The organism is Ornithinimicrobium murale (assembly GCF_003352835.1).
In the GTDB taxonomy this organism is placed as follows: Bacteria; Actinomycetota; Actinomycetes; order Actinomycetales; family Dermatophilaceae; genus Ornithinicoccus; species Ornithinicoccus muralis.
Genome location: NZ_QLVD01000010.1, coordinates 23,319 through 38,137, shown reverse-complemented (window position 1 = coordinate 38,137; position 14,819 = coordinate 23,319). Strand labels below are relative to the sequence as shown.

The 14,819-nt window shown below is 69.3% G+C and carries 16 protein-coding genes and 1 other RNA gene; 13 read left to right on the top strand and 4 right to left on the bottom strand.

Features of this window, described 5'->3' with window-relative positions; genetic code table 11:
* Positions 1-24 precede the first annotated feature (24 nt).
* Complete coding sequence (locus DPQ65_RS03425) at positions 25-459, top strand: hypothetical protein (RefSeq protein ID WP_162801995.1); 435 nt, start codon at positions 25-27, stop codon at positions 457-459.
* Positions 460-501: 42 nt separating this feature from the next.
* On the opposite strand, the gene DPQ65_RS03420 is transcribed toward DPQ65_RS03425, so the two are convergent.
* Positions 502-1,257, bottom strand: a complete 756-nt coding sequence (locus DPQ65_RS03420) for a YaaA family protein (protein ID WP_114905987.1) — start codon at positions 1,255-1,257, stop codon at positions 502-504.
* Between the two features lie 143 nt (positions 1,258-1,400).
* Here DPQ65_RS03420 and DPQ65_RS03415 point away from each other — a divergent pair, with 143 nt between their 5' ends.
* On the top strand, positions 1,401-2,837 hold the full coding sequence (locus DPQ65_RS03415; protein ID WP_114905986.1) for an RNB domain-containing ribonuclease: 1,437 nt from the start codon (positions 1,401-1,403) through the stop codon (positions 2,835-2,837).
* A 58-nt stretch (positions 2,838-2,895) separates the two neighbouring features.
* Here DPQ65_RS03415 and DPQ65_RS03410 read toward each other — a convergent pair whose 3' ends face one another.
* Positions 2,896-3,450, bottom strand: coding sequence for an NADPH-dependent FMN reductase (locus DPQ65_RS03410; protein WP_114905985.1), 555 nt, complete (start codon positions 3,448-3,450; stop codon positions 2,896-2,898).
* A 168-nt stretch (positions 3,451-3,618) separates the two neighbouring features.
* Between DPQ65_RS03410 and DPQ65_RS03405 the strand changes: the two genes are divergently transcribed.
* The 5 genes from DPQ65_RS03405 (at position 3,619) to DPQ65_RS03385 (ending at position 7,345) form a co-directional block, all read left to right on the top strand.
* Positions 3,619-4,317 (top strand): alpha/beta fold hydrolase, encoded by a 699-nt coding sequence (locus tag DPQ65_RS03405; protein ID WP_114905984.1) that lies wholly within the window; start codon positions 3,619-3,621, stop codon positions 4,315-4,317.
* A gap of 83 nt (positions 4,318-4,400) precedes the next feature.
* Complete coding sequence (locus tag DPQ65_RS03400; RefSeq protein ID WP_238146658.1) at positions 4,401-5,810, top strand: MFS transporter; 1,410 nt, start codon at positions 4,401-4,403, stop codon at positions 5,808-5,810.
* A 29-nt stretch (positions 5,811-5,839) separates the two neighbouring features.
* Positions 5,840-6,222: RNase P RNA component class A (rnpB, locus tag DPQ65_RS03395), an RNA gene on the top strand.
* A gap of 88 nt (positions 6,223-6,310) precedes the next feature.
* Positions 6,311-6,829: a hypothetical protein gene (locus DPQ65_RS03390; protein ID WP_114905983.1), complete on the top strand. Its 519-nt coding sequence runs from the start codon at positions 6,311-6,313 to the stop codon at positions 6,827-6,829.
* A gap of 36 nt (positions 6,830-6,865) precedes the next feature.
* On the top strand, positions 6,866-7,345 hold the full coding sequence (locus DPQ65_RS03385; protein WP_114905982.1) for a DUF421 domain-containing protein: 480 nt from the start codon (positions 6,866-6,868) through the stop codon (positions 7,343-7,345).
* Between the two features lie 13 nt (positions 7,346-7,358).
* Here DPQ65_RS03385 and DPQ65_RS03380 read toward each other — a convergent pair whose 3' ends face one another.
* Positions 7,359-8,132, bottom strand: coding sequence for a tyrosine-protein phosphatase (locus DPQ65_RS03380; protein WP_114905981.1), 774 nt, complete (start codon positions 8,130-8,132; stop codon positions 7,359-7,361).
* Between the two features lie 171 nt (positions 8,133-8,303).
* Here DPQ65_RS03380 and DPQ65_RS03375 point away from each other — a divergent pair, with 171 nt between their 5' ends.
* The 6 genes from DPQ65_RS03375 to DPQ65_RS03350 all read left to right on the top strand — a co-directional run bounded on the left by DPQ65_RS03375 (position 8,304) and on the right by DPQ65_RS03350 (position 14,065).
* Positions 8,304-9,635: an aspartate kinase gene (locus DPQ65_RS03375; RefSeq protein ID WP_114905980.1), complete on the top strand. Its 1,332-nt coding sequence runs from the start codon at positions 8,304-8,306 to the stop codon at positions 9,633-9,635.
* Complete coding sequence (gene ectA, locus DPQ65_RS03370; protein ID WP_114905979.1) at positions 9,632-10,180, top strand: diaminobutyrate acetyltransferase; 549 nt, start codon at positions 9,632-9,634, stop codon at positions 10,178-10,180. Before DPQ65_RS03375 ends, ectA begins: the two co-directional genes overlap by 4 nt.
* On the top strand, positions 10,177-11,439 hold the full coding sequence (gene ectB, locus DPQ65_RS03365) for a diaminobutyrate--2-oxoglutarate transaminase (protein ID WP_114905978.1): 1,263 nt from the start codon (positions 10,177-10,179) through the stop codon (positions 11,437-11,439). The genes ectA and ectB overlap by 4 nt, the downstream gene beginning before the upstream one ends.
* 29 nt (positions 11,440-11,468) lie before the next feature.
* Positions 11,469-11,870 (top strand): ectoine synthase, encoded by a 402-nt coding sequence (locus tag DPQ65_RS03360; RefSeq protein ID WP_114905977.1) that lies wholly within the window; start codon positions 11,469-11,471, stop codon positions 11,868-11,870.
* A gap of 75 nt (positions 11,871-11,945) precedes the next feature.
* A complete protein-coding gene (thpD, locus tag DPQ65_RS03355; RefSeq protein WP_114905976.1) occupies positions 11,946-12,836 on the top strand; it encodes an ectoine hydroxylase in 891 nt (296 codons plus the stop codon).
* Positions 12,837-12,952: 116 nt separating this feature from the next.
* Positions 12,953-14,065, top strand: coding sequence for a VIT1/CCC1 transporter family protein (locus tag DPQ65_RS03350; protein WP_114905975.1), 1,113 nt, complete (start codon positions 12,953-12,955; stop codon positions 14,063-14,065).
* Between the two features lie 37 nt (positions 14,066-14,102).
* On the opposite strand, the gene DPQ65_RS03345 is transcribed toward DPQ65_RS03350, so the two are convergent.
* Complete coding sequence (locus tag DPQ65_RS03345) at positions 14,103-14,765, bottom strand: MBL fold metallo-hydrolase (RefSeq protein WP_114905974.1); 663 nt, start codon at positions 14,763-14,765, stop codon at positions 14,103-14,105.
* Positions 14,766-14,819 lie beyond the last annotated feature (54 nt).

The window sequence follows — 14,819 nt, the reverse complement described above, 5'->3', positions numbered from 1 at the left end:
TATGACCAGGATGACCCGCCCGTCGTGGAGGTCGTGCGTGAAGTGCGTCCTGAGGAGACGGCTGAAGTGATGGAAGACTGCCTGGCCGAGTTCGGGTTCGACGTCACAGGTGACGGCTCCGGGAACGGGTTCGCTGCGGAGTATCCGAGTGAGCAGCGGCAGGCCTTCAACGACGCCAGCTATATCTGCACCGCGCGGTACCCACTCCTGCCGGTCTTTTACCAGCCCTACAACGAGGAGGCACTCAACAGACTATATGACTACTTCGTCGGCGAGTCGACAACGTGCTTGCGGGAACGAGGTCTGCTTCCAGGAGAGCCGCCAACGCGAGCCCGATTCGTTGAGAACTACCGCAGCACAGGGACTTTGTGGACACCCGCAGACGACCTTGAGGCGTCGACGGGCTTCGAGGATTGTCTCAACATTCCCAGTGATCTCATCCTGCCGGCGGACCGCTGACGTTGAGCACAGCACGGCGTGCTGCACGCCGCACCGGGACGGCTATCCGGTGGTCGGCGGGTGTAAGTCCAGCCCCCAGGGCTTGCTGCGGCTGGTCGGGTGGTGCAGCTCGACCCGGAAGTCGGCTGCCAGAACGTCGGCCAGCCCTGCGGCCGAGCGCGGGTCTGCTGATGCCTCGCAGAGAACCCGGGTCACCAGCCCGCGGGTGTGCTTGGCCATGTGGGTCGCACCGGGCACCCGGATCTGGACCCACCGCTTGGTGAGCTCCCCCTGCGGGACCCAGGCTGCGGCATACGTGCTGGACCGGCAGTCGATGACCAGGCCGCGCCCGACCTGCTCCGGCAGCTCCATGGCCAGGGACTGGCGCCAGTGACCAGCCAGTGGCCCCACACCGGGCACGTTGACCGCCATGGAGAGGCGGTAGGGCGGCACCCGGTCGGTCAGTCGCAGGGCGCCGAACAGCGCCGAGATCACCAGGATCCGACGGTTGGCGCGGCGCCGTGCAGCCGCCTCCAGGGAGGGCAGGTCGAGGGCGTCGTAGAGCACGCCCGTGTAGAGATCCGCGACCGGCACGGACGGCGCCGTCGTGAGCCGGGCGTTGCGGGCGATCTCCTCGGTCAGGTTCGGGCTCACCCCGAGCAGGGAGGCGGCATCGGGGCGGGCACTGGTCTCCGCGACCGGCCCGAGGAGGGCCGCCCGGGCGGCGGTCAGGCCCGGCAGGGAGAGCCGCTCCAGATCGAGGGGGCGGCCGCGGGCGCGGCCCGTCTTGGACTCCGATGGCGGCAGCAGGATCAGCACGAACGCAGCGTAGACACCGTGGCGGCGGGCCAGGCCCGCGGGGTCGCCATGATTGACAGACCAACTGGGTGATCCACTGGTGGGGCGAATCGTTGCCCCGCTGATCACGCGATCTTGGCCGCCATCTGCCTAGGGTGGCGCCTATGGCGCAGCGAGCGACGACGATCCGTGACCACCGCACCGAGCCGAACGGCACCCTCCTGGAGCGGGCGTTCGCCGACATCCGGACGAGCATGGAGGTGCGGGAGGAGTTCCCCGAGGCCGCGCTCGCCGAGGCACGGAAGGCGGCAGAGGACCCGGACCTGCCCGAGCGCGACGAGACAGCTCTGGCCTTCATCACCATCGACCCGCCGGGCTCGATGGACCTGGACCAGGCGATGCACATCGAGCGCGACGGCGAGGGCTATCGGGTCCGCTATGCCATTGCCGACGTGCCTGCCTTCGTCGCGCCCGCTGGCGCGTTGGACACCGAGGTGCGGCTGCGCGGGCAGACCATCTACTGCCCGGACACCAGGGTGCCGCTGCACCCCGCCGAGCTCAGCGAAGCGGCAGCCAGCCTGCTTCCGGACACGGAACGGCCGGCCTACGTCTGGGACATGCGGTTGACGCCGGACGGGACCCGCGACACTGCGGAGCTCTATCGGGCGATGGTGCGGTCGGTGCGGCGCTACACCTACGAGGAGGTGCAGCAGTTGATCGACGACGGGGAGGCCGAGGAGACCCTGCTGCTGCTCAAGGAGGTGGGGGAGCACCGGATCCGTCGTGAGTCAGAGCGGGGTGGAGCGAGCCTGCCCATGCCCGAGCAGGAGGTCCATGTCGAGGACGACGGCACCTACTCGCTGCAGTTCCGGCCGCTGCTGCCGGTCGAGGACTGGAACGCGCAGATCAGCCTGCTCACCGGCATCGTGGCTGCCGAGATCATGCTGGAGGGCGGGGTCGGCATCCTGCGGACGATGCCTCCGGCCCAGCAACGCGACGTGGACCGGTTCCGTCGTCAGGTCAAGGCGCTGGGGGTCGAGTGGCCCAAGGGGATGGTCTACGGCGACTTCCTCCGCACCCTGGACCGGACCGACCCCAAGCACCTGGCGATCATCCACGACGCCACGGCGCTGTTCCGGGGCGCGAGCTACGAGGCCTTCGAGGGGGCGCCACCGGAGCAGACCGAGCAGTCCGCGATCGCGGCGCCCTACACGCACGTGACCGCGCCCCTGCGGCGGTTGATCGACCGGTTCGTGCTGGTCGTCTGTGAGGCGCTGACCCAGGGCCACGACGTGCCCGCCTGGGCGCGCGAGGCACTCCCGACCCTGCCCGAGATCATGGACGACTCGGGCCGGCTGGCCAAGGCGGTCGAGCGCGCGTGCACCGACGCCACCGAGGCGGCGGTGCTGGCGCACCGGGTCGGCGAGCAGTTTGACGCGGTCGTGGTCGACGAGGCAGGCAAGAAGGGCTATCAGGTCCAGCTCACCGAGCCCGCGGTCAACGCCCTGGCTGAGGGCCGGGCCGAGCTGGGCAGCGAGGTCCGCGTCGAGCTCGTCCAGGCCGACATCGCCACCCAGCAGATGCGTTTCCGGATCGTCTGAGGACGGGCGGCTATCGTCTGAGGACAGGACGGGCGGCTGACGCCTGAGAGGGCAGGCCTCAGCCGCGCAGGGTCGCCAGCGCGGTGCTGGCCGCCTCCAGGGATGCGAACAGGTCGGCAGCCTCCTCCGCGTTCCGGTCGGCCGGCGTGAAGGTGTCGCCGTCGAACTCGGAGAACGTGCTCAGAGCGACCTGGGCGCGGAGGTCGTACATGTCGGCGTTGGCCACGACCACCCGCCAGGCCTCGACCGCGCGCGAGCCGGACATCGCGCCGTAGGACACGAAGGCGACGGCCTTCTTGGTCCACTCCGGATAGATGCAGTCGAAGGCGTTCTTGAACCCGCCGGGGATGCCGTGGTTGTACTCCGGGGTGACGAAGACGAAGCCGTCGTAGGCGTCGATCGTCTGGCCCCACCGGGTGACGCGCTCGTCGTCATACTGCCGGTTCGCGGCGCCGGGAACGGTCGGCGAGGTGAGCACGGGGAGGTCGAACGTCTTGAGGTCGACGAGCTCGTAGGTGGCGTCACGGTCGGCGGACTGCTCCTTGACCCAGCGACCGACGTCGTCGCCCTTCCGGTCCTCGCGCACGGATCCGATGATGATGGCGATCTTCATGTCTCTCCTGGCTGTCGGGATGTCGGACCCAGCGTACGAAACCTCACCCACGGTGCAGGTGGGGTGGGGCGCGGCCCGATCCAGGGGCAGGGGGTGGCGGACGCGGATTGTCCGGGATGGCGCCTAGCGTGAGGGCAACCGACAACGACGAGATGTCTGGAGTGTGCGATGGATGTGATCCTCATCGGTGGGCTGTGGCTCACCGCGGACGTATGGGGCGAGGTCACCCAGGGGCTGCGGGCGCGGGGGCACCGCGGGGTGGCCGTGGCTCTGCCGGGCCAGGGCGACGGGGACGTCGCGGCGACGCTGGAGGACCAGGTGGCCGCTGTGCTCGCGGCGGTGGACGGCGCGGACGGGAGGCCGCTGGTGATCGGCCACTCGGCCGCCTGCACGCTTGCCTGGCTCGCGGCCGACCGGCGCCCGGAGCAGGTGGCCGCCGTCGGTCTCATCGGGGGCTTCCCGTCCAGTGACGGCGGCACCTATGCCGACTTCTTCGAGCCGGTGGACAACCTGATGGCCTTCCCAGGGTGGCCGGCCTTCGAGGGGCCGGACTCGGCCGACCTGGACGAGTCGACCAGGGCTCGGATGGAGACCGACATGGTGGCCGTGCCGGTCGGCGTGAGTCGGGGGACCGTGCGGTATGCCGATCCCGGGCGGAGCGCTGTGCCCGTCACCCTCATCTGTCCCGAGTTCGGACCGGACGACGCACGCGACTGGGTCGCCTCCGGCGACCTTCCCGAGCTGGCCGCGGCCACCACCCTCGACTACGTGGACCTGGACAGTGGCCACTGGCCGATGGTCAGCGCGCCCTCGGCCATGGCGAGCCTCCTCGCGGACCTGGCCGATCGGCATACAGCCGCTGTCTGAGCGCGCGGAGCACGAGGTGTCCGCTGGGTGAACTCGGCGGGTTCAGCGGAGGTTTCGTGGTCGGGGGCAATACGGTCGGTGCTGTGACCACGCGTGATGAGAGCACAGAGAACGGGACCGGCGCACAGGAGCCCCTGGACCCGGCCGCCACCGAGTCCCTGGACCCAGACGAGGTGCCCACCGCCCTGGGATCCTCCGAAGGGGCCTCGAAGGGCAAGGTGACCGCGTGGGCCCTGTGGGACTGGGGCAGCCAGCCGTGGAACACCGTCATCACGACGTTCGTGTTTGCCGTCTATCTCACCAGCGACAGCTTCGGCTCGACCAACCACACCTCCCAGATGCTCGCGCTGGCGACGGCGATCGCGGGCCTGTTCGTCGCGGCGCTGGCGCCGGTGCTCGGGCAGAACTCCGACCGGTCCGGCCGGACGGTGCGCAACCTGCGCTGGCAGACCTGGTTGCTGGCTGCCATCGCCGCGAGCCTGTTCTTCGTCAAGGCCGACCCCGGCTACCTCGTGCTCGGTCTCGTGCTGCTGGGTGTCGGGTCGGTGGTCTCCGAGATTGCCGGGGTCAACTACAACGCCACGATCGAGCAGGTGGCCACGCCGAGGAACATCGGCCGTGTCTCCGGCTACGGCTGGGGCTTCGGCTATCTCGGCGGCATCGTGGCGCTGCTGGTGATGTACTTCCTGTTCATCCAGCCCGACGTGGGCCTGTTCGGCGTCACCGGCGAGGACGGCCTCGACATCCGGGTCTCGATGCTCCTGTGCGGCATCTGGATCTCGTTGTTCACCGTCCCGGCGCTGGTCAAGCTCAAGGACCGGCCCGTGGAGCGGGCGCCGCGGGTCGGCATCGTGGACTCCTACCGGCTGCTGTTCGGCACCGTCCGGCGGCTGTGGCGGACCTCGCGCCACACGGTCTGGTTCCTGCTGGCCTCGGCCCTCTTCCGGGACGGGCTGGCCGGCGTCTTCGCCTTCGGGGCGGTGCTGGCCGCGGGGACCTTCGGCATGAGCGCCGGTGAGGTGATCATCTTCGGGGCCGCTGCCAACATCGTCGCTGGAGTCGCCACCATGGCGGCCGGGCTGCTCGATGACCGAATCGGCCCCAAGCGCGTGATCCTGATCTCCTTGGTGGCCCTGGTGACGCTGGGGCTGCTCATCTTCTTCCTGCACGACGGCGGCAAGACCGTCTTCTGGGTGCTGGGTCTGGGGCTGACCGTCTTCGTCGGTCCCGCCCAGGCAGCTTCCCGGTCCTTCCTGGCCCGCCTCATCCCCGAGGGCAAGAGCGGCGAGATCTTCGGCCTCTATGCAACGACCGGCCGCGTGGTGTCCTTCCTCTCTCCGGCTGCCTTCGGCGTCGGCATCTGGCTCGGTGCGCGTGTCACCGGCGCGGAGAACACCCAGTACTGGGGCATCCTCGGCATCGTCCTCATCCTGGGCGCCGGAGCGCTGGCCATGCTCCCGGTGAAGGAGCACACCGACCACCACGTCGGGTGAGCCAAAGGCACGTAGACTGGACCGGTGGATGAGTCGGTCAGGCGGCCGCGTCGAGCCCTTCGGGGACTCGCCGAGGAACGTCCGGGCTCCACAGGGCACGGTGGTGGCTAACGGCCACCCGGGGTGACCCGCGGGACAGTGCCACAGAAAGTAGACCGCCTTCGGCTCCGGCCGGAGGTCAGGGTGAAAGGGTGGTGTAAGAGACCACCAGCGTGCCGGGTGACCGGCGCGGCTAGGTAAACCCCACCGGGAGCAAGGTCAGACAGCACGCGTTCGAGGGCGGCCCGCCCGAGCGTGCGGGTAGACCGCTGGAGGTGGCCGGCAACGGCCACCCGAGATGGATGGTCGCCACCGTCGCAGTGCCGGCAACGGCGCGACGGGACAGGACCCGGCGTATCGACCGACTCATCCACCCCGCGGGCTCGGTGATCCCGGTCGGGGAGGGCACGGGCCTCGCTTCCGCCGTGCCGCGCTGGCGGGAACGGTGTAGACACGGGTTCATGTCCGATGTGTCGACCCTCCGCGACATCCGCCCGATCCACAAGGGACCGCGCCCACTCATCTGGCGCCGAGTCGGAGCAGCCGCGCTCGCGCTCTTCGTCCTGGCCGGGCTCTTCGGCTTCCTCGGGGACCGGGTGGGCGTCGTGGAGGACAGCGTGGCCGAGGGCCATCACCTCCGACTGGAGTATGCGGAGACGTCCCGCCCCGGTCTGGACGTCCCCTTCGAGATCCGGTTGACCCGGGCGGAGGGGCTGGACCCCGAGGTCACTCTGGCGCTGACGGGGGACTACCTGGACATGTACGAGACGCAGGGCTGGTATCCCGAACCCACCGAGCAGACCCGGGACGGTGAGTGGGTCTACCTGACCTTCGCCACCGAAGGACAACCGGTGATGATCATCGACTTTGATGCCTACATCCAGCCCAACGCGGTGCTGCCCCGGTCCGGGCGGCTTGCTCTGGTCGTCGACGGTGAGCCGGTCGACCCCTTGTCCTTTCGCACAGTCCTGTTCCCCTGACCGCGCAGCGGTCGACCGACTGACCCTGGAGGTCTGATGGACATCGTGATCCGTGCCGCGATCATCTTCGTCATCCTGTGGTTCATCACCCGGCTGTCAGGGCGCTCGACACTAGGTGAGCTCAGCTCCTTCGAACTGATCCTGTTCATCACGATGGGAGACATGGTCGCCGAGGGAGTGGTCCCACAGGACTACTCGGCCACCGCCGGGATCCTTGCCGTGGGCACCATGGCCCTGCTGACGATCTCGATCTCCTGGGTGAACTCCCGCTGGCGGCGTCCCTCCACGATCACCCACGGGGTGCCGGTGGTCGTGGTGCACGAGGGCGAGGTGCTGCACGACGTCCTGCACCGGGAGCGGCTGGGCCTGGACGACCTCCTGGCGGCCGCCCGTGGTCAGGGCATTGAGCTGGTGAGCAACATCCGACTGGCCGTCCTGGAGACCAACGGACAGCTCTCCTTCTTCAGCGGCGACCAGGGAGAGTCAGGGGGCAGTGCACCGCCGCCCGTCGGGTGAGTCAGGGGGCAGTTCACCGCCGCCCGTCGGGTGAGTCGACGCCTCCTCGCGGAAGCAGTCGCTCCCGCAGTCGCGCGATCACGGGGTCGTCGACACCGGCCGCGGCGAGGTAGGCACGCACTCCGCCGTGCTCGGCCTCGAGCCACTCCAGGGTGTCGTGCAGCACCGGTGCAGGGGAGTGTGCCAGCACTTCGAGCAGGGTGTCGGTCACCGGGACACGGAACCGGCGGACCTTGCGCACCATCCGCTCGGTCCACTCGCCGTCCAGGTTGGCCTGGGTCGCCACGTAGTCGGCAGTGATCCGCGCCCGGTCGATGCCGACGGCGCTGAGGGTCAGCGCCACCACCAGGCCCGTGCGGTCCTTGCCTGCCGTGCAGTGGATCACGACCGGGCCCTGAGCGTCCGCGACGACCCGGATCGCGGTCCCCAGATCTGCCCGGTGGTGGGTCAGGATGGTGCGGTAGACCCAGCGCAGATCGAGCCCGGCAGGATCGGTCTGCGGGGGAGCGCCGGCGATCGGGATGGACACCAGGTCAGCGCCGGTGCCGCGCAGCCGGTCGCGACCTCCGAACCGCCGGTCGAAGTCGGAGCGCAGGTCGACCACCGCCTCCACACCGAGGGCGGTCAGGGCCCTTCGCCCGGCGCGGGAGAGCCGGTGGAGCCCGTCGGAGCGGTAGAGCCGCCCGGGCCGAAGGGACCCGGGGGCGACCTCCCGGAAGTTGTGGGTGCCGGGGACGTCCAGCCGCCCCAGAGGCAGGCCTGGGGTCGATTTCGACGCGGACGGCATGGCCGAAGCCTAGGGGAGTGGGCTTCATCACGTCTCGCGCGGGCGCGTGCGCGCGCCCCTTCGGTAGCAGATCGTGATCTGCCGGGGAGGAGGTCCCCCGGCCTTGGGTTCGCGGTCGAAGGTCGTTAACGTTGTGCGACGTCCAGTCCTCAACCCCTCAACGGAGTATGTATGGCTCTGGTCGTTCAGAAGTACGGTGGGTCCTCAGTGGCCGATGCCGACGGGCTTGCTCGAGTAGCCCGACGGATTGTGGCCACCCGGAACGCCGGACACGACGTGGCAGTCGTGGTCTCGGCAATGGGGGACACCACCGACGACCTACTCGACCTCACCCGAGAGATCACCCGAAAACCAACAGCTCGCGAGCTCGACATGTTGCTCACCGCCGGTGAGCGCATCTCAATGGCCTTGTTGGCCATGGCAATTCACGAGCTCGGACACCCGGCGACCTCCTTCACCGGAGTGCAAGCCGGATTACGCACCAACGACGAGTTCGGCCGGGCCCGCATCCTGGATGTGGCCCCCGACCGGATCCGAGGCGTCCTCGCGGAGGGTGGCGTGGCCATCGTGGCCGGCTTCCAGGGCGGATCCGCCGATGATGACGTCACGACCCTCGGCCGTGGTGGCTCGGACACCACAGCTGTGGCCCTGGCCGCCGCCCTGGACGCCGATGTCTGTGAGGTGCTCACCGACGTCGACGGCCTGTTCTCGGCCGACCCTCGCCTGGTTCCACTGGCGCGGCAACTGCCGCACCTGTCCACCGAGGAGGCTCTAGAGCTCTCCGCGCACGGTGCGAAGGTCCTGCACCTGCGCTCCATCGAGTTCGCTCGCCGCTATGACGTGCCTCTGCACGTCCGTTCCAGCTTTACCGACCTTCCGGGCACCTGGGTGTCCGACGACCCTCGGGTCGTCCCCCAGCGTCCGGATTCACACAAAAACCAGGAGGATCCCATGGAGGAACCGCGCATCCGCGGCCTGGCCCATAGCCACGACCAGTCGAAGGTGACGGTCGTGAACGTGCCCGATGTCCCGGGACGTGCCGCCGCCATCTTCGCCGTGATCACCGACGCGGTGGACAGTCTCGACATGATCGGGCAGACCCACACCGCCAGCGACACCGGCGTCATCGACTTCTCCTTCGCCCTGCCGGTGGAGGACGCCCACAAGGCGGTCGAGGCGCTGAAGGCCCAACGCGAGGAGCTGGGCTTCACCGCAGTCACCCGCGACGACGGCGTCGGCAAGCTGTCCGTCGTCGGCTCGGGCATGCGGTCCTCACCCGAGGTTCCCGCGACCCTGTTCCGGGCGCTCAGCGCCGCGGGCATCACCGTGCACCTGCTGGCCACCTCAGAGATCCGACTCTCGGTGGTGGTCGCGGACGGTCAGCTGGACCGGGCCACGCAGGCGGTGCACACCGCCTTCGGTCTCGACGTCGAGCTTGATGCAGACGGCACCCCGAGTGATGGCAGTCCCCTGGCCCTCGCGCACGCTGGGAGTGGCCGATGAGTACCGCTACGGCCACAGCCCTCCAGACCGTGCTGCGACAGCCCACGATCGAGGACGGCGCCGACATGTGGCGCGTCGCCCGCGACTCGATCCGGCTGGACCTGAACACGCCCTACGCCTACATCCTGTGGGCCCGTGACTTCCACGCCACCTCTTTGGTCCTGGAGGTCGAGGGCACGGTCGGCGGATTCGTCAGCGGTTACCGCCGCCCCGAGGAGCCGACCACCCTGATGGTCTGGCAGGTCGCCGTGGACGAGGAGTTCCGCGGCCGTGGCCTGGCCGGGCAGCTCCTGGATGAGGTGGTGCGTCGCACCGGGGTCTACTCCCTCGAGACGACGGTCACCGCTGACAACGGCGCCTCTCAGCGCCTGTTCGCCTCCTTCGCCGAGCGACACGGTGCGCAGCACAGTGTCACCGACCTGTTCACCGAGGACCACTTCCCCTCCGGCAAGGACTGGGACGCCGAGTTACTCCACCGGATCACCCCGCTGCGCACCATCCCCGACGAAGTGGGCACGACGCCCCGAGCAGAGGAGCTCACGTGACTGACACGACCATCTTCGAACGCCGCGAGTCCACCGTTCGCAGCTACTGCCGCAACTGGCCGGTGGTCTTCGAGAAGGCCTCCGGTGCCGAGCAGGTCACCGAGGACGGGGAGCGCTACCTGGACTTCTTCTCCGGTGCCGGTGCCCTGAACTACGGGCACAACCACCCGGTGCTCAAGCAGGCGCTGACGGACTACCTGGCCGAGGACAACGTCATCCACTCGCTGGACATGTACACCGTGGCCAAGCGCGAGTTCCTGGAGACGTTCGAGTCGACGATCCTGGAGCCGCGCGGCCTGGACTACCGGGTGCAGCTCCCGGGGCCGACCGGGACGAACGCCGTGGAGACAGCGCTGAAGATCGCCCGCAAGGCGACCGGACGCACCGATGTCGTGTCGTTCACCAACGCCTTCCACGGCATGACCCTCGGGTCCCTGGCGGTCACCGGCAACTCGATGAAACGGGCCGGGGCCGGGACGCCGCTCTACCACTCCTCGACGGCTCCCTTTGACGACTACCTCGACGGATCGACGCCCGACTTCGGTTGGCTGGAGCGGGTCTGGGCCGACAGCGGCTCCGGGCTGGCGCTGCCCGCCGCGGTCATCGTGGAGACCGTCCAGGGCGAGGGCGGACTCAACGCCGCACGCACCGAGTGGCTGCAGGCCCTGTCCGAGCTGTGTGCCCGCTTCGGTGTCCTGCTGATCGTCGACGACGTCCAGGCCGGCTGCGGTCGCACGGGCCGGTTCTTCTCCTTCGAGGAGGCGCAGATCGTGCCGGACATCGTGTGCCTGTCCAAGTCGCTGTCCGGGCTGGGACTGCCCTTCTCGGCGACGCTGCTGCGCCCGGAGCTCGATCTCTGGGAGCCGGGTGAGCACAACGGCACCTTCCGTGGCTTCAACCCCGCCTTCGTCACCGCGACCGCCGCGCTGCGCGAGTTCTGGTCCGATGACACCTTCGGCGCCCAGGTGCGGGAGCGCTGTGCGGAGCTGCGCTCCGGACTGGAGGAGATCGCCGCCCAGGTTCCCGGCGCGACCTACCGCGGCCGTGGTCTCCTGGCCGGCATCCGCTTCGAGGACCCGGACCTGGCCGAGGCGGTGGCGGCCGAGGCCTTCCGTCGCCACCTGCTGGTCGAGACCTCCGGCGCCGACAGTGAGGTCGTGAAGGTGATGCCGCCGCTCACCATCTCGTCCGCCGAGTTGCAGCACGGTCTCGACATCCTGCGCGAGGCGACCACCACCACGGCCGCCGCTGCGGCCTGACCCATCACCTGAGAAGAGGACACGCTGAGATGAAGGTCATCAACCTGCACGACCTGAATGGCACCGACAACGATGTGGAGCACGGCAACTGGCGCAGCAGGCGCTTCGTGCTCGCTCGCGACCAGGTGGGTTTCTCCTTCCACGACACCGTGCTCTACGCCGGCACCGAGACCGACATGTGGTACGCCAACCACATCGAGTGTGTCTACGTGTATGCGGGCACCGGCACGCTGGTGAACCGCGAGACGGGGGAGGAGCACGCCCTGGCTCCGGGCACCATGTACCTGCTGGACGGCAACGAGAAGCACACCATCCGCGCCGTCGAGGACATCCGCTGCGCCTGCGTCTTCAACCCGCCGGTCACCGGCCGGGAAGTCCACGACGAGCACGGGGTGTACCCGTTGCTGACGGAGGAGCCCAGCCCAGCCTGACGCGCCCCACCGCAGCCGCACGATCCTGACCAAGAGATCCCGATGTCTCATCCAGACCCCGAGGAAAGGATATTGATGACACCCGTCACCACACGCGACCGCTACCGGACCCGCCTGGACGGTGAACCCGACGTGATCACCCGGGAGGAGCCGGTCGTCTTCGGCTCCGCCGACTCCGGGCCCTACACCGCCGAGCAGCTGGAACGCCTGGAGCAGACCGGCTACCTGCAGGTGCCGGACCTGGTGACCCCGGACGAGGTGGAGACGATGAGCGCCGAGCTGCGCCGACTGTCTCAGGACCCCGACGTGCTCGCGGACGAGCGGACCGTCGTCGAGGCGAAGTCCCAGGAGGTGCGCTCGATCTTCGAGGTGCACCTGAGCAACCCGGTGTTCTCGGCCATCGCGCACGACCCCCGGGTCGTCGACCGGGCCCGCCAGGTGCTCGGGTCCGATGTCTACATCCACCAGAGCCGGGTGAACTTCAAGCCCGGCTTCGTCGGCAAGGAGTTCTCCTGGCACTCCGACTTCGAGACCTGGCACGCCGAGGACGGTATGCCCGGGCCGAGGGCGATCAGCATCTCCATCGCGCTCACCGACAACTACTCCTACAACGGGCCGCTGATGATCATGCCGGGGTCGCACAAGGAGTTCATCTCCTGCGTCGGTGAGACACCGGAGGAGAACTTCAGGGAGTCCCTGGTGATGCAGGGGGCCGGCACGCCAGATGCCAAGAACGTGCGGGACTTCGCCGACCGCTATGGCATCGACGTGCTGACCGGCAGCGCCGGAGGGGCGACGATGTTCGACTCCAACTGCATGCACGCCTCCAACGGCAACGTGACGCCCTACCCACGGTCCAACGTCTTCATCGTGTTCAACTCGGTGGAGAACGCCTGCGTGGAGCCGTTCGCCGCGCCGAGCGCGCGACCGGGCTACCTGGGCGCGCGGGACCACACGGCGATCTGAGCCGACGCCGCGCTGGGTAGCCTGGCCTACCTGGCAGAGAGAGCGGGCCCCTGCCTACTCTGGTGACACCCACCGGGGTCTGGCGGGGGCCCGACCGCGTCCGTTTCTGGAGGATCATGACAGTGCCCAGTCCCATCACGCCGTCGTCGCAGGAAGCTCGACAGTGGCGGCGCTATCTGGCTGACGAACGGGCGGAGGCGCAGGTCTACCGGTCGCTCGCCGAGCGCCGCGAGGGCGAGGAGCGGGAGATCCTGCTGGGCCTGGCCGAGGCCGAGAAGCGGCACGAGGCGCACTGGGTGGAACTGCTGGGGGACGAGGTCGGCAAACCGGTCCCGCCCAGCCTGCGCAACCGGGTCCTCGGCGTGCTGGCCAAGCGGTTCGGCTCCGTCTTCGTGCTGGCCCTGGCGCAGAGCGCCGAAGCGCGCACCCCCTACTTCACCGAGGCGGCCGCGACCCCGCAGATGGCGGCGGACGAGATGATCCACGAGGAGGTCCTGCGCGGCCTGGCTGCTCGGGGTCGGGCCCACATGAGCGGCAACTTCCGTGCCGCGGTCTTCGGCGCCAACGACGGCCTGGTCTCCAACCTCGCCCTGGTGATGGGGATGGCCGGAACGGGAGCCAGCAGCGGTGTCGTGCTGGCCGCGGGTGTGTCGGGACTGCTGGCCGGTGCCCTGTCGATGGGCGCCGGCGAGTACATCTCGGTGCGCTCGGCCCGCGAGCTGTTGGCCGCCTCACACCCCAGCCAGGACGCTCGAGCCGCAGTGCCGGACCTGGACCTGGAGGAGAACGAGCTGACCCTGGTGTATCGCTCGCGCGGCATGAACGATGAGGACGCTCGGGCCAAGGCTCATGCGGTGATGACGGCGGTCCACGGGCACCCGGAGCGCCTGCTGCCCGACGGTGCGATGCCGGACGTCGCGGTCGACGTGGACAGCGAGGAGGCGGTCGGCAACGCGTGGGGCGCCTCCACCTCGAGCTTCGGGTTCTTCGCCAGCGGTGCCCTGATCCCGATCCTGCCGTTCGTGTTCGGGATGACCGGCTACCCTGCGTTGCTCGTCGCCGCCGTGCTCGTGGGACTCGCCCTGATGGTCACCGGCAGCGTCGTCGGCCTCCTCTCAGGTGCCGCGCCGCTGCGGCGTGCCCTGCGTCAGCTGGCGATCGGTTACGGAGCGGCCGCGATCACCTATCTGCTCGGCCTGGCCTTCGGAGCAGCGGGCCTCATCGGCTAGCGGTACTGCCTCGCACGCCCGGCCACTGTCGCAGGACCTACAGGGTCGTCGCGCCCTGGCCGCGCAGGTCGAGCAGCTCCACGCCCCCGTCTGCGCCGAAGTCGGCGATGTGACGCAGGTACATACCGCGGCCGGTGTCGTTCAGGAGCGCGTCGTGGATGGGCACCACCCGACCGGGGGCGATGCGCCGCACGAAGCTGACCGTGTCACCGACCCGGGCCCACGGCGCGTTGACCGGCACCAGCAGCACGTCCACGTGACCCGGCTCGGCGTCGAGCGCATCGCCGGGGTGGAAGACCGTGGGTTCACCGTCGGCCCGCACGACCAGGCCGGTGTTGTCGATCCGGGGCACGTAGTCATGGATGAACGCGTGTCGTTGCCCAACGGGACTGATGGTCACGGTGCCGACGTGCACGTCGGTGCCTGTCGGCATACTCACCAGTCGGTCGCGGTGGTCCCCGGCCGCCCCGGCGAGCTGCTCCACGGTCTGTTCCTCGAGCAGCACCCGTGCCTCCGGGTTGGCGGCCAGCAGGGGCGCCAGCTGTGCCGGGTCGACATGGTCGGGGTGCTGGTGGGTGACCAGGACGGCCGTCAGGTCACGGACACCCGAGACGTCGCTGAAGTTGCCTGGGTCGATCAGGATGCGCTGGTCGGCCAGCTCGAGCAGCACGCACGAGTGGCCCAGGTGAGTGATCTGCATGAGCCCACCGTATGCCGTGTGCCGGGGTCCCGCAGCCGCGTGCCCCCGGGTGCG